This is a genomic window from uncultured Senegalimassilia sp. (genome assembly GCF_934636665.1).
Taxonomy (GTDB): domain Bacteria; phylum Actinomycetota; class Coriobacteriia; order Coriobacteriales; family Eggerthellaceae; genus Senegalimassilia.
The window spans coordinates 89439-111813 of record NZ_CAKUAT010000001.1 but is presented as its reverse complement, the minus strand read 5'-3'; the positions used below and the strand labels follow the sequence as shown (position 1 = coordinate 111813).

18 protein-coding genes are annotated in these 22375 nt (G+C 62.9%); 13 read left to right on the top strand and 5 right to left on the bottom strand.

The annotated features are described in order from the left end of the window. Positions 1 to 17 precede the first annotated feature (17 nt). The 12 genes from rplR (at position 18) to Q0G75_RS00465 (ending at position 11102) form a co-directional block, all read left to right on the top strand. Complete coding sequence (rplR, locus tag Q0G75_RS00520) at positions 18 to 386, top strand: 50S ribosomal protein L18 (RefSeq protein ID WP_042432903.1); 369 nt, start codon at positions 18 to 20, stop codon at positions 384 to 386. Between the two features lie 14 nt (positions 387 to 400). After that, positions 401 to 922, top strand: a complete 522-nt coding sequence (rpsE, locus tag Q0G75_RS00515; protein WP_042432906.1) for a 30S ribosomal protein S5 — start codon at positions 401 to 403, stop codon at positions 920 to 922. A gap of 3 nt (positions 923 to 925) precedes the next feature. After that, the gene (gene rpmD / locus Q0G75_RS00510) at positions 926 to 1117 is read left to right on the top strand and encodes a 50S ribosomal protein L30 (RefSeq protein ID WP_042432910.1); all 192 of its coding nucleotides are present in this window, start codon (positions 926 to 928) and stop codon (positions 1115 to 1117) included. Between the two features lie 160 nt (positions 1118 to 1277). Beyond that, on the top strand, positions 1278 to 1727 hold the full coding sequence (gene rplO, locus Q0G75_RS00505) for a 50S ribosomal protein L15 (protein ID WP_294414541.1): 450 nt from the start codon (positions 1278 to 1280) through the stop codon (positions 1725 to 1727). Next, on the top strand, positions 1721 to 3001 hold the full coding sequence (secY, locus tag Q0G75_RS00500) for a preprotein translocase subunit SecY (protein WP_294414540.1): 1281 nt from the start codon (positions 1721 to 1723) through the stop codon (positions 2999 to 3001). The genes rplO and secY overlap by 7 nt, the downstream gene beginning before the upstream one ends. 99 nt (positions 3002 to 3100) lie before the next feature. Further along, positions 3101 to 3727 carry an adenylate kinase gene (locus Q0G75_RS00495; protein ID WP_294414539.1) on the top strand — a complete coding sequence of 209 codons (627 nt, stop codon included), beginning with the start codon at positions 3101 to 3103 and terminating at the stop codon, positions 3725 to 3727. Positions 3728 to 3812: 85 nt separating this feature from the next. Then, positions 3813 to 5990, top strand: coding sequence for a hypothetical protein (locus tag Q0G75_RS00490; RefSeq protein WP_294414538.1), 2178 nt, complete (start codon positions 3813 to 3815; stop codon positions 5988 to 5990). A gap of 88 nt (positions 5991 to 6078) precedes the next feature. Further along, complete coding sequence (gene nagB / locus Q0G75_RS00485) at positions 6079 to 6804, top strand: glucosamine-6-phosphate deaminase (RefSeq protein WP_294414537.1); 726 nt, start codon at positions 6079 to 6081, stop codon at positions 6802 to 6804. A gap of 88 nt (positions 6805 to 6892) precedes the next feature. After that, complete coding sequence (gene nagA / locus Q0G75_RS00480) at positions 6893 to 8038, top strand: N-acetylglucosamine-6-phosphate deacetylase (RefSeq protein ID WP_294414536.1); 1146 nt, start codon at positions 6893 to 6895, stop codon at positions 8036 to 8038. Positions 8039 to 8220: 182 nt separating this feature from the next. Continuing rightward, positions 8221 to 9165: a dihydrodipicolinate synthase family protein gene (locus tag Q0G75_RS00475; RefSeq protein WP_294397327.1), complete on the top strand. Its 945-nt coding sequence runs from the start codon at positions 8221 to 8223 to the stop codon at positions 9163 to 9165. A gap of 116 nt (positions 9166 to 9281) precedes the next feature. Further along, a complete protein-coding gene (locus tag Q0G75_RS00470; RefSeq protein ID WP_294414534.1) occupies positions 9282 to 10337 on the top strand; it encodes an ROK family protein in 1056 nt (351 codons plus the stop codon). Positions 10338 to 10421: 84 nt separating this feature from the next. Beyond that, on the top strand, positions 10422 to 11102 hold the full coding sequence (locus Q0G75_RS00465) for an N-acetylmannosamine-6-phosphate 2-epimerase (RefSeq protein WP_288578532.1): 681 nt from the start codon (positions 10422 to 10424) through the stop codon (positions 11100 to 11102). A gap of 332 nt (positions 11103 to 11434) precedes the next feature. Here Q0G75_RS00465 and Q0G75_RS00460 read toward each other — a convergent pair whose 3' ends face one another. The 5 genes from Q0G75_RS00460 to Q0G75_RS00440 form a co-directional block, all read right to left on the bottom strand. Continuing rightward, positions 11435 to 12283, bottom strand: a complete 849-nt coding sequence (locus tag Q0G75_RS00460) for an ABC transporter ATP-binding protein (RefSeq protein ID WP_294414530.1) — start codon at positions 12281 to 12283, stop codon at positions 11435 to 11437. Continuing rightward, positions 12283 to 14304 (bottom strand): dipeptide/oligopeptide/nickel ABC transporter permease/ATP-binding protein, encoded by a 2022-nt coding sequence (locus Q0G75_RS00455; RefSeq protein WP_294414529.1) that lies wholly within the window; start codon positions 14302 to 14304, stop codon positions 12283 to 12285. Before Q0G75_RS00455 ends, Q0G75_RS00460 begins: the two co-directional genes overlap by 1 nt. A 3-nt stretch (positions 14305 to 14307) precedes the next feature. After that, on the bottom strand, positions 14308 to 15264 hold the full coding sequence (locus Q0G75_RS00450) for an ABC transporter permease (RefSeq protein ID WP_294414528.1): 957 nt from the start codon (positions 15262 to 15264) through the stop codon (positions 14308 to 14310). Positions 15265 to 15406: 142 nt separating this feature from the next. Continuing rightward, positions 15407 to 16309 (bottom strand): SGNH/GDSL hydrolase family protein, encoded by a 903-nt coding sequence (locus Q0G75_RS00445; protein ID WP_294414527.1) that lies wholly within the window; start codon positions 16307 to 16309, stop codon positions 15407 to 15409. Between the two features lie 134 nt (positions 16310 to 16443). Further along, a complete protein-coding gene (locus Q0G75_RS00440; RefSeq protein WP_294414526.1) occupies positions 16444 to 18054 on the bottom strand; it encodes an ABC transporter substrate-binding protein in 1611 nt (536 codons plus the stop codon). Positions 18055 to 18478: 424 nt separating this feature from the next. On the opposite strand from Q0G75_RS00440, the gene nifJ reads away from it, so the two are divergent. Further along, positions 18479 to 22012: a pyruvate:ferredoxin (flavodoxin) oxidoreductase gene (nifJ, locus tag Q0G75_RS00435; protein ID WP_294414525.1), complete on the top strand. Its 3534-nt coding sequence runs from the start codon at positions 18479 to 18481 to the stop codon at positions 22010 to 22012. Positions 22013 to 22375 lie beyond the last annotated feature (363 nt).

Below are 22375 nucleotides of genomic sequence, written 5' to 3'. Positions count from 1 at the left end.
TGAACGAAGGGATTACCATGAATAAGCTTCAGAAAAAGCAAGCTGCGCTGGCCCGTCGCCATCGTCGCGTGCGCGGTAAGATCTCCGGCACGCCGGAGCGTCCCCGTCTTTGCGTGACGCGCAGCAACAACAACATCTACGTGCAGTTCGTCGACGACGTTGCGGGCAAGACCCTGTGCGGCGTTTCCACCCTGGGCCCTGATTTCAAGGCCACGGGCAAGAACGGCGCTAACGTCGAGGGCGCTACCGCTCTCGGTGAGATCGCAGGCAAGAAGGCTCAGGAATGCGGCATCACGGAAGTCGTTTTCGATCGTGGCGGCAACCTGTATCATGGGCGCGTCAAGGCTCTGGCCGACGCTGCTCGTGAAGCCGGTCTGAAATTCTAGAAGGGGTTTAGTCTATGGCTCGCAACAAGCAAGAGAACGCCGCAGCTCCCGAGCTCGAAGAGCGCGTCGTTTACATCAACCGCGTGTCCAAGGTCGTCAAGGGTGGTCGCCGTTTCGGTCTGACCGCGCTGGTGGTCGTGGGCGACCGCAACGGCCACGTCGGCATCGGCATGGGCAAGTCCCAGGAAGTGCCTACGGCCATCAAGAAGGGCGTGGAGGACGCAAAGAAGAACATGTTCTCCGTGCCGCTGACCGACGAGAAGACGCTGCCGCATGAGATCATCGGCGAGTTCGGTGCCGGTCGCGTTCTGATCAAGCCTGCTGTTCCCGGTACCGGCGTTATCGCCGGCGGCGCTGCACGTGCCGTCCTGGAGCTGTCCGGTGTGGAGAACGTCCTGTGCAAGTCTCTGGGCACCGACAACGTCATGAACGTCGTCAAGGCCACGGCCGAGGGTCTGAAGGAAATGCAGTCTCCCGAGTCCGTCGCCGAGCGTCGTGGCATTTCCGTTGCCAAGATTTACGGCTGGAAGGAGTAACCAATGTCCGACGCTAAGAAGACGCTGCGTCTTACGCAGGTGAAGAGCTCCATCGGTTACAAGAAGGACCAGGCTGCAACGCTGAAGGCCCTGGGCCTCGGCAAGATCGGCCGCTCCATCGACCAGGTCGACAATGCCAACATCCGTGGCATGATCTTCAAGGTGAAGCATCTCATCAAGGTGGAGGAGCTGTAAAGTTCCCAAGTTGCCACCTTGGCATACTTACCCGTCTCGGGTAAAATTTTCGATTGGCGTGTCGGCTTCCGGCGCGCCAATCGGCTGTATTGGAAGTTTGCTGGCGGCGAGCTGCCAGCACCGGGCGGGAGCCCGGTAAGCTATCTGCAAGGAGAAAAGAATGGAACTCAAGGACCTCAAGCCCGCAGAGGGCTCTCGTAAGAACCGCAAGCGCGTCGGCCGCGGCCACGCTGCTGGTCAGGGCAAGACCGCCGGCCGCGGTATGAACGGCCAGAAGTCCCGCTCCGGTGGCGGCAAGGGCGCCGGCTTCGAGGGCGGCCAGACCCCGCTGGCCCGTCGTCTGCCGAAGCTGCCTGGCTTCCGCAACATTAACCGCGTCGAGTACCTGCCCGTCAACGTCTCCCGTCTTGAGGAGAACTTCGAGGCCGGCGACGTCGTCGACGGTGCTTCTCTGAAGGCCAAGGGCATCATCAAGCATGAGGACGCCCTGGTGAAGGTTCTCGGCGATGGCGACATCACCAAGGCCCTGACCATCAAGGTCGACAAGGTTTCTGCCTCCGCCAAGGCGAAGATCGAGGCAGCTGGCGGAAAGGTCGAAGAGCCTTGCTAAGCTCTATCATCGACGCGTTCAAGGTTCCCGAGCTGCGCAAGAAGATCTTGTTCACGCTGGGTATCCTTGCGCTCTATCGATTCGGTTCCTACGTGCCGGTTCCGGGCATCCCGTTCCACGAGTTCGCTGACTCGTTCCAGGATTCGGGCGTGTCCATGACCATGCTGGACCTGTTCACCGGCGGCGCGCTTTCGAACTTCTCGGTATTCTCGCTGGGCATCATGCCCTACATCACCGCATCCATTATTATGCAGCTGATGCAGGGCGTTATCCCGGCGGTGGGCCGTTGGGCGAAGGAAGGCGAGACCGGTAGGCGTCGCATCACCCAGGTCACGCGCTACCTGACGCTGGCCCTTGGTCTGATCAACGCCATCGGTTACCTGCTGTTGTTCAAGTCCCCGCAGTACGGCGTGGTGTTCTCTTCCGAGGTTCCCGAGATCGTCACCGACATTCTGGTGGTGTTCACGTTGGTGGCCGGTACCGCGTTCATCATGTGGATGGGCGAGCTCATCACGCAGCGCGGCGTCGGCAACGGCATGTCGCTCATCATCTTCGTGAGCATCGTCAGCCGTGTGCCTTCGGCCATCTTCTCTTCGGTGAACCTGACCACCGATACCGGAATGGGTATCGCCATCACGGCGCTCATCCTGGCAGTGGTGCTCGTGTGCATCCCCGCGATCATCTTCGTGGAGCGCGCACAGCGCCGTATCCCGGTGAACTACGCCAAGCGCGTGCAGGGTCGTAAGATGATGGGCGGTCAGTCCACCTACATTCCCTTGAAGGTGAATGCGGCGGGCGTCATCCCGATCATCTTCGCAAGCTGCCTGATTTACTTCCCGGCTCAGCTTGCGGCTCTGTTCAACGTGGGTTGGTTGACGGCTTTCGCCGATGCTATTTCCACGGGTTGGGTGAACTGGATCCTCACCATCGCGCTGATCGTCTTCTTCGCGTATTTCTACACCTCCATGGTGTTCAATCCCGAGGAGACGGCGGACAACCTGCGCAAGCAGGGCGGCTTCATTCCCGGTGTGCGTCCCGGTTCCGCTACCGTGACCTATATCAAGAACGTGCTGCATCGCGTTACGCTTCCGGGTGGCATCTTCATCGCGGTCATCGCGGTCGTGCCGACTATTATCTTCTACTTCACCGGCAACACGCTTATCCAGGCGTTCGGCGGTACTTCCATCCTGATCATGATCGGCGTTGCGCTCGATACCATGAGCAAGGTTGAAAGTCAGTTGAAGATGCATAACTACGAGGGTTTCTTCAAGTAAGGAAACCTTGCAGTTACCGATAGGGAGGGCCTTCGGGCCCTCCCTTTTTGTTATCATGGGAATTGCATTATCTGCATATCTCGAAAGGATTGCTTCACCATGAACATCGTGTTGCTGGGCGCCCCGGGCGCCGGTAAGGGCACGCAGGCTGCCAAGCTGGTCGAGGATTGCGGCCTGTGCCATATTTCCACGGGCGACATCCTTCGCGCTGCCGTTAAGAATCAGACCCCCCTGGGCGTTAAGGCCAAGGGCTTCATGGACGCCGGCGAACTGGTTCCCGACGAGCTGATCATCGACCTGATGAAGGAGCGCATCGAGCAGCCTGACACCGAGAAGGGCGTCATCCTGGACGGTTTTCCGCGTACCACCACGCAGGCTGTGGCTCTTGACACCATGCTGGCCGAGCTGAAGCGCCCGCTGAACGCCGCTCTGCTCATCGATGTCGACTTCGAGGTCATCGTCAAGCGCCTGACCTCCCGTCGTATGTGCAAGGAATGCGGCCACATCGGCTCCGTCGCCGACGCTTCTTGCCCCGCATGCGGTGGCGAGATGTACCAGCGCGACGACGACAACGAGGCCACGGTGCGCAACCGGCTTGACGTTTACGAGAAGTCCACGGCTCCGCTGATCGACTACTATCGCGGCTGCGATCTGCTCGTGTCCATCGACGGCGACCGCGACGTCGACGTTGTCTACGCTGATGTGAAGCAGGCTTTGGGTCTGTAGCATCTGCAATAAAACGTGCATATTGCTTGAGAGGGAGGGGTGAAACTACCCCTCCCTTTGCTTATCCCGTATAATGTTTCGCCGTATGCCTACCATGAAGCAGAACATATCCTACTGGCACCAGCAGCTTATGCTTAAGCATGGCGCTACGGTAAAGCACGTCTTGAAGAGCGCCGTGCTGTTGATACTTGCGGCTTTGGTGCTGGAAACTTTCGTGTTCAACTTCAACTACTTCCGCACGGCTGGCTACCACACCACCAATCTGGATAATCGCTTGGCGCTGACGAAGACCCTCGATAACCAGTACCGCGTCACCGAAGTCAATCACGTCATCGAATTCAAGAACCTCAACTCAGAGGTTCATAACGTGTGGTTGAACTTCGATTACCGGCAACCCGCACAGCAGCTGAAGGTGAAGATCCAGTTCACCGACGAGGCTCACAGCACTTACTTCGATTCTACCGAGTACACGGTGGGTGTTCCCGAGGTAGACGTCAACACGCTGTGCGATCAAAGCGAGTACATCAATCTGAACACCACGGGGCTAGTGACCAATCTTAAGATCACCATCACCGGCGAGGATATCAACTACCCGGTGAAGCTTTCCGATGTGTCCATCAACGCGCGGGAGCCGTTCCTGTTCAACCAAACGCGTTTCTTGTTCACTCTGGGCATTTTGTCGCTTGCATTCATCTTCCGTCCGAAGTCGGCCATCTACCGCATCGGCATCGTTCGCAATCCTCGCAAGTCGAAGGCCGCGCTGATCACGGCCGTGGCTATCGAGATCGTACTGCTCAGTTCCTATCTGTTCATGGGCTCGAACTTGGTTGGCGTCGCCACAAGCACGTACAATTCCGGCTCGTGGGATGGCGCCGGCATCGCCAACACGTTCAAGGTCGGCGGTGAAAACGCACAGCAATATGCCGAGCTGGCCAAGTCTATGGCTCATGGGCGGTTGTACTTGGAGGAAACCCCTCCCCAGTGGCTCCAGGAAATGGATGACCCTTATGACAAGGGCGCTCGCGATGAGTTGCAAAAGGAAACGGGCGAGGAGTACCTGTTCGACGTTGCCTACCATGATGGGCATTACTACGTGTACTTCGGCGTGGTTCCCGTGCTCGTGTTCTACTTGCCGTTCTATTTGCTCACTGGCTCGAATTTCCCGACGGCCATCGGTGTGCTCATAGCCGTCATCATGTTCGTGCTGGGCTGTTCCGCTTTGCTTGACAGGTTCGCACGCTATCACTTCAAGCGCGTCAGCCTAGGCTTGTACCTGTTGCTGCAGATTCCGCTGGTCATGTGCTGCGGCATCCTGTATTTGCTGAAGTTCCCGACCTTCTACTCGCTTCCCATTTCCATGGGCTTGGCGTTCTCGGTGTGGGGCTTATACCTGTGGATGCGCGGCCGTGCGGCGAAGAGCCCTTGTGGTTGGTATCTGGGCGGAAGCCTGTGCATGGCCCTGGTTGTTGGGTGCCGTCCGCAGCTGATCGTGCTGTCATTGGTGGCGTTTCCTCTGTTCTGGCGCAAGTACATCACGAAGCGGACCATTCTCACGCGTAAGGGCGCAATCGAGTTCGCGTGCTTGATGGCGCCGTACATCGTGGTGGCGGCGGGGCTCATGCTATACAACCATGCTCGTTTCGGCAGCTTCACCGATTTCGGCGCGAACTACAACCTGACGGTCAACGACATGACCAAGCGTGGTTGGAACATCGGGCGTTTGGCTCCGGCGCTGTTCGCATACTTCCTGCAGCCGCCTTCCATGACTGGCGTGTTCCCGTTCCTGCAGCCTGCTCCGTTTGAGACCACGTACCTGGGGCAGACCATTAAGGAGGTCACGTTCGGCGGCGTGCTGGCATGCCTTCCCATCCTGTGGATCCTGCCGTTCTCGCGCCGTATCCTGGCATTGCGCTTTAAGACGCGCTCAACGCGAACCATTGCGGGCGTCATCATTGCTTTGCTGTTCGGCGGCGTGGTGGTTGCGCTGATGGATGCGCAGATGGCGGGCATTTTGCAGCGCTACTACGCGGACTTCAGCTTCATGTTCCTGGCGGCATCGGTGCTTCTGGCGTTCATCGTCAACGAGAACCTCAGGCCCGGGTCGACGGCCCAGGTGCTGCTTATGAAGGGACTTTTGGCGCTCGTCTGCATCTCGGTGCTCTACATCGCGCTGATTTGCTTCGTTCCGGAGACCGGATGGTTCTCCGATATCTACCCCTGGTCGTATCAGGACATCATCGAGACGGTGCTGTTCTGGACCTAGGCGGCAGCGTGCGGCGGGCGGCCGTTGCACGCGCACATTCCCATTATCAACCCAGACTGATTTTCAACGGCGAAAGAAAGGGCATCACATGCAACTGTTCATCGAGGAGACCTACGAGGATATGAGCCGCCGCGCGGCGGATCTGATCGCCGCCCAGCTGATCGTGGACCCGGCTTCCACGCTCGGCCTGGCCACCGGCTCCACGCCCATCGGGCTGTACGCCGACCTGGTGGAGGACTTCCAGGCCGACCGTATCAGCTTCGAGCAGGTCACCACGTTCAATCTGGACGAGTACCGCGGCCTGTCTTCCGAGCATGACCAGAGCTACCGCTACTTCATGCAGAAGAACCTCTTCGACCATGTCGACATCGACCCCGAGGCCACCAGCGTCCCCGACGGCGCCAACCCGGATGCGCAGGCCGCTTGCGAGTCTTACGAGCAGGCCATCAGCGAGGCAGGCGGCATCGACCTGCAGCTGCTGGGCTTGGGCCACAACGGCCACATCGGCTTCAACGAGCCCTGCGACGAGTTCCCCGTGCGCACCCATGTGGTCGAGCTGACGGAGAGCACCATCAACGCCAACAGCCGCCTGTTCGAGTCCATCGACCAGGTCCCTCGCGAGGCCTATACCATGGGCATCGGCACCATCATGAAGGCGCGCGCCATCCTGATGGTGGCCAGCGGCGTCGACAAGGCGCAGATCGTTCGCGACGCGTTCTTCGGCCCCGTCACCCCGCAGGTCCCCGCGTCCGTGCTGCAGCTGCACCCCAACGTCACCGTTGTGGTGGACGCCGAGGCCGGCTCGCTGCTGTAAGGCGTACCGGTGCCATAATCGATAACACATTCGAAGGGCTTTCCGCACAAGCGGGAGGCCCTTCCATATTTGAAAGGAGCATGCGGATATGCGCATTGCAAACGGCAAGGTGTTCGATGGTCAGTGCTTCCGCGAGCGCGATGTGTTGGTGGAGGGGCAGACCTTCTCCCGCATCGAGGCGTCGGGAGCCGAAGCGTGCGGTGTTGGTGACGCCGACGATATCCTGGACGCTTCGGGGTGCTATGTGATCCCCGGTCTGATAGACGTGCACTTCCACGGCGCCATGGGCCACGATTTCTGCGATGCATCCGATGAGGGCATCTCCGTCATTGCGGCTTACGAGGCAAGCCGGGGCGTGACCTCCATCTGCCCGACCACCATGACCCTTCCCGAAGAGCGCCTGGCACCCATCGTGGCCAGCGTTGCCGCTCACGAAACCGCTGCGGGGGAGGCCGGCATTGTGGGCGTCAATATGGAAGGCCCCTATATCGCCCCTGACAAGGTAGGTGCTCAGAACCCCGCATACGTGCGCAGCGCCTCCGTCGAGGAGTTCGGCCGTCTGCAGCAGCAGGCGAAGGGGCTCATCAAGCTGGTGGACGTGGCACCCGAGCAACCGGGCAACTTGGAGTTCATTCGCCAGATGTCCCATGACGTGCGTGTTTCCGTCGCCCATACGTGCACTGGCTACGATGACGCGTGCGCGGCCTTCGATGCAGGTGCGCGTCACATGACGCACCTGTTCAACGCTATGCCCTCGCTGCATCACCGAGAGCCCGGCCCCATTGCCGCGGGCGCGGAGCGAAACGACGTCACGGCCGAGATCATCGCCGACGGCGTGCATATCCATCCCGCTATGGTGCGCCTGGCGTTTGCCCTGTTCGGCGACGACCGCATGATCTTGATCAGCGACAGCCTGCGCGCCTGCGGGCTGGGGGATGGCGAATACGAGCTGGGAGGTCAGCAGTTCTTCGTCAAGGGTAATCGGGCCACCATCGCCAACGGCAGCCTTGCCGGCAGCGTTTCCGACGTGATGGCGTGCATGCGCACGGCGGTGCGCACCATGGGCATCCCGTTGACAAGCGCCGTGAAGGCCGCAACGGTTAACCCGGCCCGCGCCTTGGGGCTTGACGGCAAGCTCGGCGCCATCGCCCCGGGCTATCAGGCCGATGCCGTGGTGCTCGACCGCGACCTGAACATCAAGCATGTGGTGCTTCGAGGGAAGGCCATCGCGTAGCGTTGAGGCGATTGGCTGTGCCGCTGCTATGCGGTTTGCGCCGTTCGAGCGGCTATTCGCGCCGTAAGGCGGTTTCCATCCTTTGTTTGTGAAACGTTGGCCAGCTCGTTGACGAACCGCGAACCTCGATACTATCCTCATTGAAGTTTGCTCAACAGAAAGAAAGAGGCAAGGTACTCATCATGACCGATTCCCCGTTCCACGGCGTAATCCCCCCGGTGGTCATCCCGCTGACCGAGAAGAAGCAGCTTGACCTGGAGGCCTTCGAGCGCTCCATCAACCGTATGATCGACGCCGGCGTCGACGGCTTGTTCTTCCTGGGCTCCTCGGGCGAGGTCGCGTTCCTCACCGACGCCCAGCGTTACCATGTGCTGCAGGAGGCCGTGGCCATCGTGAACCATCGCGTGCCCGTGCTTGCCGGCGTTATCGACATGGAAACCCTGCGCGTGGTCGATCAGGCTAAGCGTGCCAAGGGCTTCGGCGTCGACGCGCTGGTCGCCACCGCCCCGTTCTACGCTCTGGGCGGCCCGAAGGAGACCGAGCGTCACTTCCGCGCCATCCGCGAGCATACCGATCTGCCGCTGTTCGCTTACGACCTGCCCGTGTGCGTGCACACTAAGCTCGACCCCACCATGCTGGTGCGTCTCGGCAAGGACGGCGTGCTGCAGGGCGTGAAGGACTCCTCCGGCGACGACGTCAGCTTCCGCTGGCTGGTGCTCGAGAACGAGGACGCCGGTCATCCGCTGCAGCTGCTCACCGGTCATGAGGTGTGCGTCGACGGCGCGTACCTGGCCGGCGCCGACGGCAGCGTTCCGGGTCTGGCCAACCTTGATCCGCACAGCTACGTGGAGCAGTGGAAGGCCGCTCAGGCCGGTGACTGGAACCGCGTCAAGGAGATTCAGGATCACCTGGCCCGCCTGATGTTCCTGACCCGCGTGGTCAAGGCCACTGTCGGCTTCGGCGCCGGTGTGGGCGCGTTCAAGACGGCTCTGTGGCAGATGGGCGTGTTCAACACGAACCAGATGCGCGAGCCCGTCCAGCCGCTCGAGGGCGAGGACGTCGCGGCCATCGTCGAGGTCATCAAGAAGGCCGGCCTCATGGACGCGGACGCTCCCATCCGCAAGTAGCTTTTCTTCGCTTTTGCAAGCCGGCGCAGGTTCCACCCGCGCCGGCTTTTTTGTTTGCGGTACCATGGTTAGCACCAGGTGATAAGGTGCTTTTCGAAAAGGGAAGGGTGGGGTGCATGGAATATCCCGCATACGTTGCGGCGCTTGACATCGGCGGCACGAAGATCGCCGGCGCGCTGTTGCGATACGAGCAGATCGACGCTGCCCCTGAAGTCGTGTTCGAAACCCAGGTGCCCACGCAGGCGCAGCGTGGGGGCGGCCCGGTGCTCGTCACCGTGTGCGATGTGGCGAACACGGTGCTTGCCGAGGCGCGCTCGCGTCGCGAGCAGGTGCTCGGCATCGGCGTGTCCACCGCGGGCCGCGTGGATGCGGTCACGGGCGGCATCGCGTACGCCAACGAGATCATGCCCGGATGGACTGGCCAGCCCATCAAGGAGCGCTTGGAGGAGTCCTGCGAGCTGCCGGTATCGGTGCTCAACGACGTGCAGGCCCATGGCCTCGGTGAGGCGCGCTGGGGCGCTGCCAGCGGGGCCGATACCTGCATGATGATCGCCGCCGGCACGGGCATCGGCGGTGCCGTGATCGCCCATGGGCGCTTGGTGCGCGGCAACCACGGTTTCGCCGGCGAGATCGGGCATATCGCCTGCTCGCAGGCCGTGGGCATCCCGTGCGTGTGCGGCGGTGCCGGCCATTTGGAGCTGGTGGCGTCGGGAAGCGGCATCGAGGCGCGCTATGCTGAGATTACGGGTGACCACATCGACGGTGCCGAGATCTCCCGCCGCGCAGCTGAAGGCGAGCCTGCGGCACACAAGGTCATCATGACCGCCGGCATCGCCCTGGGCGAGGCCATTGCGGGCATCACGAACCTGCTTGACCCCGATATGGTGGTCATCGGCGGCTCGGTGCCCAAGGCGGGCACGAAGTGGCGCGCGGCGGTGCAGGAGGGCTTTGAGCGTCAAATCCCGCTGGCGCAGCGCAGCCTGCCCATCCTTGCAGCCGAGCTGGGCGGGCACGCCCCGCTCATCGGCGCTGCCGAGGATCTGCTGGATTACTTGGAGGATGTCGAGGCCCAGCAGGAGCTGGACGAGTTTGACGGCGCCGAGGGTTTTGAAGCGCTCGACGAGCCGAATGGCTCCCAAGAGCAACTGGATAGGGAAGAGCCGCAGGAGTAGCCTCTGTCGGTATATCGCAGCGCCCGGCGCCGTGGATTCGCGGTTACGGGCGCCGCTTGTTTTCGATTACGAAAGGATAGGGAAATGGATCCCATTATCGAGCAATTGCGCGGCAAGGTCATCGCCAGCTGCCAGGCATATATGGGCGAGCCCTTGCGCCACCCTGAGACCATGGCCCAGATGGCCCGTGCGTGCGAGCTGGGCGGCGCCGGCGGCATCCGCTGCCAGGGCCTGTCCGACATCGCGGCCATCAAGGGCCGCACCGAGGTGCCCGTCATCGGCATCTGGAAGGAAGGCCATGAGGGCGTCTACATCACGCCTACGCTGCGTCATGCGCGTGCCTGCGTGATGGCCGGCGCCGACATCGTGGCCATCGACGCCACCGATCGTCCGCGCCCCGACGGCAAGACGCTCGAGGACACGGTGCGCCCGCTGAAGGAGGAGGGCGTGCTCGTGATGGCGGACTGCTCCACTATCGAGGACATCCGCCATGCGTTCGCCATCGGCTGCGATATCGCCTCCACCACGCTCTCGCACCCCGGCGCCGCCATCGATTGCGGTATGGCCGACGGCCCGGATGTGGCGTTGGTTCGCCAGGCTGTGGAGGAGTTCCCCGGCAAGCCCGTTATCTGCGAGGGCCGCGTGCATACGCCGGCCGATGCGAAGGCGGCTATGGATGCCGGTGCGTGGGCCGTCGTGGTCGGCACCGCCATCACGCACCCCACCAGCATCACCAGCTGGTTCGTGGAGGCTGCTGGCAAGTAGGTTTTTCACAGTCCCATCGGAAGCCCCGACCTTTGTTGGTCGGGGCTTCTTTTTGTCCCGTTCGATGAGCCCTTGCTCGGTACCCCAGTCGCTCAGACAATCCTCGCTTGGTGGGACAGTTCACTGAGCTGTCCCAGTCGCTGCGGAACTCGCTTTATGAGGTACCGAGCAAGGGCTCATCTGTGCTAATCGGATTGTTGGCTCGCCGATAACAAGGGCTTCCTAAGTTATACGGTATTACTTCTGAAATCTAACCAAATGAAAATCGCCCCTGCTGCTCTTGCGAGCGGCGGGGGCGATTGCGTTTCCCGTTAGGTTAGCTGGCCGTAAGGCTACTTGCCCAGGTCGGGATGGAGCAGTGACGGGGCGGCGCCCAGCAGCAGGCGCGTGTAGTCGTCCTTGGGGTTGTTGAAGATCTGCTCGGCGGTGCCGCGCTCAACGGCCTGACCATGGTTCATGACGATGATCTGGTCGGAGATGTAGCGCACCGTCTGGATGTCATGGCTGATGAACACCATGGCAAGGTTGAGCTCCTTCTTCAGATCCATCAGCAGGTTGAGGATCTGGGCGCGCACGGACACGTCGAGGGCCGAGGTGGGCTCGTCGGCGATGATGGCGTCGGGCTTCAGGGACAGCGCGCGGGCGATTGCCACGCGCTGACGCTGGCCGCCGGACATCTGGCCGGGCAGCGCCTCGAGGACGCTGTTGGGAAGGCCGACCATCTCGATGAGCTCACGCACGCGGGCTTCGCGGGACTTCGCGTCGCCCACCTTGTGCACGATCATGGGGTCCATGAGCTGCTCGCGCACGGTCATGCGTGCGTTCAGGGCCGTTGCCGGGTCCTGGAACACAACGGAGATGACGCGGCCGATGATCTTACGCTGCGCAGCGGAGCGCTTCGTGACATCGGTGCCCTTGAAGTACACGTGGCCGGACGTGGGGGCCTGCAGACCGCACATGACGTTGGCCGTGGTGGACTTGCCGCAGCCGGACTCGCCCACGATGCCGATGGTCTGGCCCGGCATGAGCTTCAGGGACAGGCCGTTGACGGCGTGGACCTTGTTGGGGTGCAGCAGGGAGCCGGTACGCGTCTTGAATACCACGTGGATATCATCAAGGAAGATGATCGGCGTTTGCTCGTCGTTGTTGGCGACGGCTGCATTGTTGGTTGCTTCGGCCATTAGTTCGCACCTCCCGTGAGATAAGGCTTGACGCCGATGCGCTTCAGCTCGCTGTCAGGCAGCTCGGCGTAATAGTGGTCGGAATCCGCCACGCGCTTGAGCATGGGCCGCACGTTCGACGTCTTGTCCGGGTGGCTGGAACGCGGACGGAAGCGGTCGCCTTCGGGGAAGTCCTTGGGCGAAGGCACCGAGCCGGGAACCTGATGCAGGCGCGCACCGCCTGCCTCGATGGACAGAACGGAGCCGAGCAGGCCGCGCGTGTACTCGTGGATGGGGTTGGTGAGGATCTCCTTCACCGGGCCCTGCTCCACAACCTGGCCAGCGTACATGACGGTGATGGAGTTGGCGACCTCGGCAACGAGCGCCAGGTCGTGGCTCACGAACACCATGGCGAAGCCAAGCTCGTGCTGCAGCTTGTTCAGCAGGTCGATGACCTGCTTCTGGACCGTCACGTCAAGGGCGGTGGTGGGCTCGTCGGCGATGACCAGCTTGGGGTCGCGCGTCAGGGCCATGGCGATGAGCACGCGCTGGCGCTGGCCGCCTGAGAGCTCATGCGGGTAGGAATCCAGCGTGCGCTTCGGATCAAGGCCGACCAGCTCGAGCAGCTCCTCGGCGGAACGGGTGCCGCCACGTTTGGTCAGCTGCTTCATCTGAGAGCGGATGAGCATGGAGGGGTTGAGCGAGGACAGGGCGTCCTGGTAGACCATGGCGATCTCGCGGCCGCGCAGCTCGTTCATCTCCTTGTCGGAGAGGTTGAGCAGGTTCTTGCCGTCGTACATGATCTCGCCGGAGATCTCGGCCTTCTTGTCGAGCAGGCCCATGATGGCCAGGCTGGTGATGGACTTGCCGCAGCCGGACTCGCCCACAAGGCCCATGGTCTGGCGCGGACGCACCACGAAGCTGACATGGTCGACCACGTTCACGTCGCCATGGCGGGGGAACTTGATGCACAGGTCCTTGACTTCCAGGATGGGCGGCACGTCGGTGCGGGCCTCGAAGCGGTCGGTGCGCGTAAGCTCGGCTTCCTTCAGGGCGGCCAGGCGCTTGTTCAGCATGTCGGCCTGAGCGGCGTAGGCCAGCGTCGGGTCGGCGACCATGCGGTCGGCCTCGCGGTCCTTATTGAGGTCGTTCTCGTCGACCTTGACGGCGCTCTTCGGCGCGGCAATGGCGTCGGTGATGCCCTCGGAGACGATGTTGAGGCACAGAACGGTCAGCATGATCATGATGCCGGGGAACAGCGCCTGCCACCAGCGGCCGGCCAGCACGCCGTTACGGGCGTCGGCCAGGATGTTGCCCCAGGTGGGGGTGGGCTCGGGGATACCGGCGCTGATGAAGGCCAGGGAGGCCTCGAACACGATGGCGTCGGCCACGAGCACGATGGTGAACACGAGGACGGGAGCCACGCAGTTGCGCACGACGTGCTTCCACAGGATCCACGGGGCGCGGGCGCCGGAGACGACGACTGCGCGGACGTAGTCCTGGTTGTACTCGCTCATGACGTTGGCGCGCACGATACGGGCGATCTGCGGGATGTACAGAAAGCCGATGGCGAAGATGAGCGAGGGCACGGAGTTGCCGAACACCACGATGAAGGTGGCGGCAAGCGCGATGCCGGGGAAGGACATGATGATGTCCAGGATACGCATGATAACGTTGGCGATGCGCGGGCGCACAACAGCGGCGATGGCGCCGATGATGGAGCCCACGACCAGTGCGAAGCCGGTAGCACCCAGGCCGATGACTAGGGAGTACTTAGCGCCGCACATCAGGCGGGACATGACGTCGCGGCCCTTGTCGTCGGTGCCGAACAGGTGCGCGGAATCAGGTGCGCAGAACGAGGTGAAGATCTCGTAGGGGCTGTAGGGCGCGATGAAGTCGGCCAGAGCGGCCACTACGATGATAGCGATGAGGATGACGAGCGAGATGCGCGCGCCGACGGTCATGTTCTTCCAGCGGCGGAAGCGAACCTTGCCGGCACCGTCCTCCATCTTCTTGGTGAGGTCGCCACGAAGTTGAACCATACTCTACACCGTCCTAATTCGCGGATCGATAAGGATGTAGAGCATGTCGACGATGACGTTCACGATGATGAACGTGATGGCGACGACGAGAACGACACCCTGAACCAACATGACGTAATTCGAGGTAACGCCGGAGACGATGGCCATACCCATGCCCGGAAGGGCGAAGATGACCTCGAGGACCACGGCGCCGCCGATCATGTAGCCGAACTTCAGGCCAAGCACGGTGACGGGCGTGATCAGGGCGTTACGCAGCACGTTGCGGGCGACGACGGTGCCATAGGGGATGCCGAAGCCGCGGGCAGTGCGCACGTAGTCCTTGTCGAGCTCCTCGACCATGGACGTGCGGATGATGCGCGTCATCTGGCCGGTCAGCGGCACGGCAAGCGCGATGCCCGGCATTGCCATGCGCGCCAGCCATCCGCCGGGATCTTGCGTGAACGCAGGTAGGGGGCCGGAGGCCGGCAACAGGTGCAGCGTGGAGGAGAACAACAGGATGAACAGCACCGACAGCCAGAACGACGGCGTGGCGATGCAGGCGATGGAGAAGATGCGGATGACCTGGTCGGGCCAACGGTCGCGATACAGGGCGGAGACGACGCCGAGGATGGCGCTGGCCACAATCGCGATGATGAAGCCGAAGAAGCCGAGCTGCAGCGTGATGGGCAGCGCGGTGGCGATGCGAGCGGACACGGACTGGTTCGAGGGACCGAACGTGCCCAGGTCGCCATGGAAGAAGCCGGCCATGTAGTCGCCGTAGCGCACGATCAGCGGATCGTTGAGGCCGTGCTCGACGCGGTAGGCCTCCAACTGGTCGGGTGACGCGTTTTCGCCAAGCGCCGAGAAGGCGGGGTCGATAGGCGAAAGCGACATCAGGAAGAAGACGAGAACGGTGACACCGAACACCATGATGGGCAGCCAAAGCAGGCGATTGCCGATCAGTCGAAGCAGGTTGTTCACTCGATCCCCTCCTTTCTGTAGGCTCATGAGAGCATGCTTACGTTACGTGGTTTGCCATCGTTCAACCAAGATAGGCTGGCAAACCTTCCACATTATACCGATTTGCAACAGGTCTTCGCAGATAAACGGCGAAATAGGATAACTAATCAGCCAGCTGCTTCTCGCAGACGTGCCACCAGTTGTTGCCGGTGCCGCGCGCGTATTCGCAACCGACGCAGGGCTTCGTGCAGAACTCGGCGCTTTTCATCTCGTCGGGGAACAGGTCGTGCCCGTCGTAAGGGGTGCGCGGCAGCTCGGGGTCGGCCTGCTCCATGCCGCGGATGAACATGGAAGCCATCTGCTTCATGCCCAGCGCGGTGGGGTGGGTGCCGTCGATGGCGTCGTAGTCGTAGCCGAACGCCTGCATGTCCACGAGATAGCAGTTGTCGGCGTCGCTGGCGGCGGCGCGGATGATCTTGTTGTACTCGTCGACGCAGATGCCGCGGAACCAGCGCGGGGATGTGGGACGATGCGCGCCCTTCACGCGGCCGGGAAGGAGCGTGGAGACCCAGATGCGAGCGTTCGGGTATTGAGCGTGCATGGTGGCCAGCATGCGGCGGAAGGATTCCTCGAAGTTGGCAAGGGTGCCTTCGGGGGCCATGCCCGCTACCTTGCCGTGATCGGGACACTCGGCGGCAAGCTTCGGCGGTGCGGAAGGCGTTGCCGCGCAGATCTGCGCGTACCCCGACCCCCAGCCGTAGTCGTTGATGCCGATATGCACGAGGATGTCGTCGGGGGTGCGCCCGCCGGCCTGCAGGTGCTCGATGCGCTCAGGCGAGGCGCCGACGGGGAAGTCGCGGCCTTCCACCACGCAGCCCGACCAGGACGCATTGGCCAGGAACTGCCCGCCGAAGTGATCGATGACCTGGCCCCACCAGGTGTCGTGCGGCGTCTTCACGCCGGTGAGTTCAAGCTGCTCGCCTTCGAAGAACACGCGCCAGCCTTGCGGTAGGATGCCCTCGAACGAGCTGATGGAGTCTCCGTATACGGAAAACAAACGTGTCATGCGGTGATAACCCCCCTAAATAGAATCGACGTGAACATGGTATACGCTTCACGCGCATATGGGGTCAAGACGCAAAGAAAGCCCACCTCGCAATGAGGTGGGCTTTCCGGATGCAGCCTATAACCTGGCGGTTATTACTTCAGCTTCGCGTTCTGGAAGTACAGGCCGGTGGTCGGGCTGGGCTCGAAGCCTTCGATGAGGCCGGCCCAGTAGCCGGTGACGACCTTCTTGTGGAACAGCGGGTACAGCGGCACTTCCTCGGAGATGATGTCGAAGCACTTGTTGTACGCTTCCTGGCGCGTGTTGGCGTCGGTAGCCTTGCGAGCCTGGTCGAGGTACTCGTTGAACTCCTGGCACTTGCCGTCGCCGGCCTTAGCCCAGCAGGAACGGCCCTGGCACCAGTCGGTGTTCTCGCCGTAGAACCAAGCCAGATGCACGTCGGCGTTCGTGCCGAAGCAGGAGACGTCGCCGGGGGCCAGGAACACGTCGAAGGGCAGGATCTCGTCGGTCTTGGAAGCGGCCATCGTGGGGTAGGGGGCAGCCTGCACGTCGAGCGTGACGTTCATGCCGACGGCCTGCAGGTCCTGCTGGATCTGAGCGGACAGGTCCTTGATCCAGTTGTCGATGACGAGCAGCTTGACCTCGAGGTTCTCCTGGCCGGCCTCCTTGAGCAGGGACTTGGCCTTCTCGGGATCGTACTTGTAGACCGTGGAGGCCTCGTGGTAGGCCGGGTTGTCCTTCGGCAGGTAGGAGGTCAGCGTCTCAGCGTTGCCGCCCAGCTGGTTCTTGATCAGCTTGTCGTAGTCGATGGCGTAGTGGAAGGCCTGACGGACGCGCTTGTCGTTGAAGGGCTCCTTCTGGCAGTTGAACATCAGGAAGCCGATGCCGTAGCTGTCGACGCTGTCGACGGTGACGCCTGCGCCGACCAGCTGGTCGATGTTGGAGAACGGGATGTTCTCGCCGGCGATGGCGGTACCCTCCTGCAGGGCGGTCACGCGAGCGGTGTTGTCAACGCGCACGAGCCACTGCATGGCGTCGGCGGAAGCCGGCTTCGGGCCATTGTACTTGGGGTTGGGGACGAAGTTCAGCTCGCCGCCGTCCTCGCCGTTGCACTCGCCGAAGGCCCATGCACCGGAGCCGGTCGGCGGGGTGGTCATGGTCTCCTTGGTGATCTCGGCAGCCGGGAACACGCGGCACAGGGAAAGGCGCTCTTTGAGCTGCTTGTCGCTGTCGACGAACGGGTAGGCCAGCGTGAAGGACACGGTGGCGTCGTCCTTGGCGGCGACGGAGTCGATGAAGGACAGCATGTCCTTATAGGTGGCGTTGGCCTTGTTGGCCTCGATGACGGCCACGACGTCGGCGGCGGTCACGGCCTCGCCGTTGGAGAACGTGGCGCCTTCGCGCAGAGCGACCTCGTACTCGGTCTCGGAGACCTTGACGGGCTCGCCGGCGGCCAGAGCGGCGTTGGACTCGCCGGTGAAGTAATCCAGCTCATAGAGGCCCTCCAGGCAGTGCTGGATAGCGGGCAGCATCAGAGCGGAGCTTGCGCCGATGGGGTTGTAGTTAGCGTTCTTGTAGCTGCAAGCGGCGGTGATCACGCCGCCGGTGCTGGCGGAGCCGCTGGGCTTGCCGCCCTCGGAAGAGGAGCTGCTGCCGCAGCCGCTCAGGGCCAGGCCGGCCGTTGCGGCGGCAACGGCGCTGCCCGCCAGGAAAGTGCGGCGAGACAGAGAATACTGCTGTTCCATGGGATTCCCTCCGTTCATCTGTCGAGGCGGCTTTTCGCCCCGAGCCTGCGCATGCGCCTTCCGCGCACGCACTACAGCAAACACGATGCATTATCCCTGAACGGGCTTCGAAAATAAAGAAGGGGTAAAGGTTTTACCCAGGCGTTACGGGGGAACCCCCTCGTGCGCTGGGCGTTTCGGGAAGGTCCTCGGGAGGGCTTGCCGGCGGTGGGCGGTTGCCGTGGCGGGGTGAGCGGCAAGCGCGCCGGTCCCGGCGAGCGGGAGGGCCCCGTCTGCTCGAGACCGCTTGCCGAGAGCATCCGCCCCACGCCTGCTCAGAGTTAATCCGTGGGGTTTCGGCGTGCCGAGGCTGCTAATATAGGCGCATTGTACGGCCAGACGATGTTTCCGATCGCGCCGATCGGGGATAGCCTTAGGAGAAGAAATGACGAGAGAATTCAAGTCCATGGACGGCAACACCGCCGCAGCGCATGTCTCGTATGCGTTCACGGAGGTTGCCGGTATCTATCCCATCACCCCTTCCAGCCCCATGGCCGACCTGGTCGACCAGTGGTCGGCAGCCGGTAGGGAGAACATCTTCGGCACGAAGGTGAAGGTGTGCGAGATGCAGTCCGAGGGCGGCGCCGCCGGTGCCGTGCACGGCTCGCTGGCCGCCGGTGCCCTGACCACCACCTACACGGCTTCCCAAGGCCTGCTGCTCATGATTCCCAACATGTACAAGATCGCAGCCGAGCAGCTGCCGAGCGTGTTCCACGTCTCGGCCCGTACCGTTTCCACGCACGCGCTCAACATCTTCGGCGACCACTCCGACGTCATGGCCTGCCGCCAGACCGGCTTCGCCATGCTCGCCGAGGGCAACGTCCAGGAGGTCATGGACCTGTCCGCCGTCGCGCACCTGGCCGCCATCAAGGGCCGCGTGCCGTTCCTGAACTTCTTCGACGGCTTCCGTACCTCCCATGAGGTGCAGAAGGTGGCCGTGTGGGATTACGCCGACCTGGCCGACATGTGCGATTTCGAGGCCGTGAAGGAATTCCGCGACCATGCGCTCAACCCCGAGCGTCCGCGCATGCGCGGCAGCCATGAGAACGGCGACATCTTCTTCCAGAACCGCGAGGCGTGCAACGGCATCTACGACGCGCTGCCGGCCGTGGTGGAAGAGTATATGGATAAGGTCAACGCCAAGCTGGGCACCGACTACAAGCTGTTCAACTACTACGGCGCTCCCGACGCCGAGCGCGTGATCGTGGCCATGGGCAGCATCTGCGACGTGGCCGAGGAGGTCATCGACTACCTGACCGCCCAGGGCGAGAAGGTGGGCCTGGTCAAGGTGCGCCTGTACCGTCCGTTCGTCACCGCGAAGTTCTCCGAGGCGCTGCCGGCAACCTGCAAGAAGCTGGCCGTGCTCGACCGCACCAAGGAGCCCGGCGCCCGCGACCCGCTGTACCTGGACGTCGTCAACGCGCTCATGGTCGAGGGCCGCGAGGGCATCAAGGTCTCCGGCGGCCGTTACGGCCTGGGCAGCAAGGACACGCCGCCCGCGTCCGTGTTCGCCATCTTCACCGAGCTGGCCAAGGACGAGCCGCGCGGCGAGTTCACCATCGGCATCGTCGACGACGTCACCGGGCTGTCCCTGCCTGAGGATGCGTCCGCTCCCAACACCGCAGCCGCCGGCACCATCGAGTGCAAGTTCTGGGGTCTGGGCGGCGACGGCACCGTCGGCGCGAACAAGAACTCCGTCAAGATCATCGGCGACCACACCGACAAGTACGTGCAGGCCTACTTCCAGTACGACTCGAAGAAGACCGGCGGCGTGACGATCAGCCACCTGCGTTTCGGCGATTCGCCCATCCGCAGCAGCTACTACATCAACAAGGCCGACTTCGTGGCGTGCCACAACCCCAGCTACATCACGAAGAACTTCCCGATCGTCAAGGACGTCAAGCCCGGCGGCACGTTCATGATCAACTGCCAGTGGACGCCCGAGGAGCTTGAGGGGCACCTGTCCGCCGAGGCCAAGCGCTACATCGCCGCCAACGACGTGCAGCTGTACACCATCAACGCCATCGACCTGGCCCGCCAGATCGGCATGGGCAAGCGCACCAACACCATCCTGCAGTCCGCCTTCTTCACGCTGGCGAACATCCTGCCGGCCGAGGACGCCGTGCGCTACATGAAGGACGCCGCCACGCGCTCCTACCTGAAGAAGGGCCAGGAAGTCGTGGACATGAACCATCGCGCCATCGACGCGGGCGCCACGGCGTTCGTGAAGATCGACGTGCCCGCTGCCTGGGCCGATGCCGAGGATAACGCCGAGGTCGAGCAGCTTGAGGGCCGTCCCGAGCTGGTCAAGCAGGTCCGCGAGATCATGGAGCCCGTCGGCCGCATGGCGGGCGACTCCCTGCCGGTCTCCGTGTTCGTCGACCATGCCGACGGCCAGTTCGAGCAGGGCGCTGCCGCCTACGAGAAGCGCGGCGTGTCCGTGTCCGTTGCCAAGTGGGATGCCGAGAAGTGCACCGAGTGCAACAGCTGCTCGTTCGTGTGCCCGCATGCCTGCATCCGCCCCTTCGGCCTGACCGACGAGGAGGCCGCTGCCGGCCCCGAGGCCATGGCCGTGCTGCCCATGAAGGGCAAGCATAAGGAGCTGAAGTACACGCTGGCCATCAGCCCGCTGGACTGCATGGGCTGCGGCGTGTGCGTCAAGGCCTGCCCGGCCGACGCGCTGACCATGGTCGGCGTCGAGGACGAGATGGCTCAGCAGGACGTGTTCGAGTACTGCGTGAACAAGATCGCCGACAAGCCCGAGATCGAGGGCACCACGCTGCGCGACAGCCAGTTCAAGCAGCCCCTGCTCGAGTTCTCCGGCGCCTGCGCCGGCTGCGCCCAGACGGCTTACGCCCGCCTGATCACCCAGCTCTACGGCGACCATATGTACATCTCCAACGCCACCGGCTGCTCTTCTATCTGGGGCGGTCCGGCTGCCACCAGCCCGTACACGGTCAACAAGCAGGGTCACGGCCCCGCATGGTCCAACAGCCTGTTCGAGGACAACGCCGAGCACGGCATGGGCATGAAGCTGGGCTATGAGGCCGTCAACGGCATGCTCGCCGCCGACGCCGCCATCCTGGTGGAGGCCGGCGCCGCCGCCGAGGCCGCGCAGGCTTGGCTTGACGCCCGCGGCGACAAGGCCGCCAGCCGTCAGACCGCCGACGCCCTGATCGCCGCTCTGCCCGAGGTTGCCGCCGGCGAAGGCGCCGCAGCCGAGGCCGCGCAGCGCATCCTGGACCACAAGGAGTACCTGGCCAAGAAGTCCGTCTGGATCTTCGGCGGCGACGGTTGGGCCTACGACATCGGTTACGGCGGACTCGACCACGTGCTGGCATCCGGCGAGGACGTGAACATCTTCGTGTTCGACACCGAGGTCTACTCCAACACCGGCGGCCAGGCTTCCAAGGCATCCAACATCGGCCAGGTGGCGCAGTTCGCCGCCGCCGGCAAGGACGTCAAGAAGAAGTCCCTCGCCGAGATTGCCATGGCGTACGGCTACGTGTACGTAGCCCAGGTGGCCATGGGCGCCAAGCCGGCTCAGACGCTCAAGGCCATCACCGAGGCTGAGGCATATCACGGCCCGTCCATCATCATCGCGTACTCCCCGTGCGAGATGCACTCCATCAAGGGCGGCATGAGCAACTGCCAGACCGAGATGAAGAAGGCCGTGGACTGCGGTTACTGGAACCTGTTCCGCTTCAACCCGGCAGCTGAAGCCGGCAAGAAGTTCACGCTGGACTGCAAGGAGCCCGCGGGCGGTTACCAGGAGTTCCTCATGAACGAGGCCCGCTACAGCCGCCTGACCCGCGAGTTCCCGGAGCGCGCCGGCGAGCTGTTCGAGCGCAACGAGAAGGCCGCCATCGAGCGTTACGATCACTTGGTGCGCCTGAAGGCCATGTACGACGGCGAATAAATCCGTCGGCTGAGCGCAGCGTTGCGGTTCCGCTGGCAAGAGCTTTGCTGCGAGGTATCGGGGTTGCGCTGAGGCTTTCGATCGTGCGATAGATCGGTTTCGGAAGGCCGGTCGTCCGAAAGGGCGGCCGGCCTTCTTGCGTGCGGGGGCGGCAGCGCGGGCGGAGCCGCGTCGATGGGGAAGGCGGCGATGGCGTTGGGGTGGACCTTGGCTGCGTTTCCGTAAGCGATGGTTGCGCTGAACGTGGGCGTCCGCAGCGCTTCGGCGAATGAAGGCTGCGTTGGGCGTTCGACGGTTCTGCTCGGGATAAAGATGGGGTGGCGCAGCGGCGAGCTGCGGCCGGGGCGATCGGCGAAACTTCGG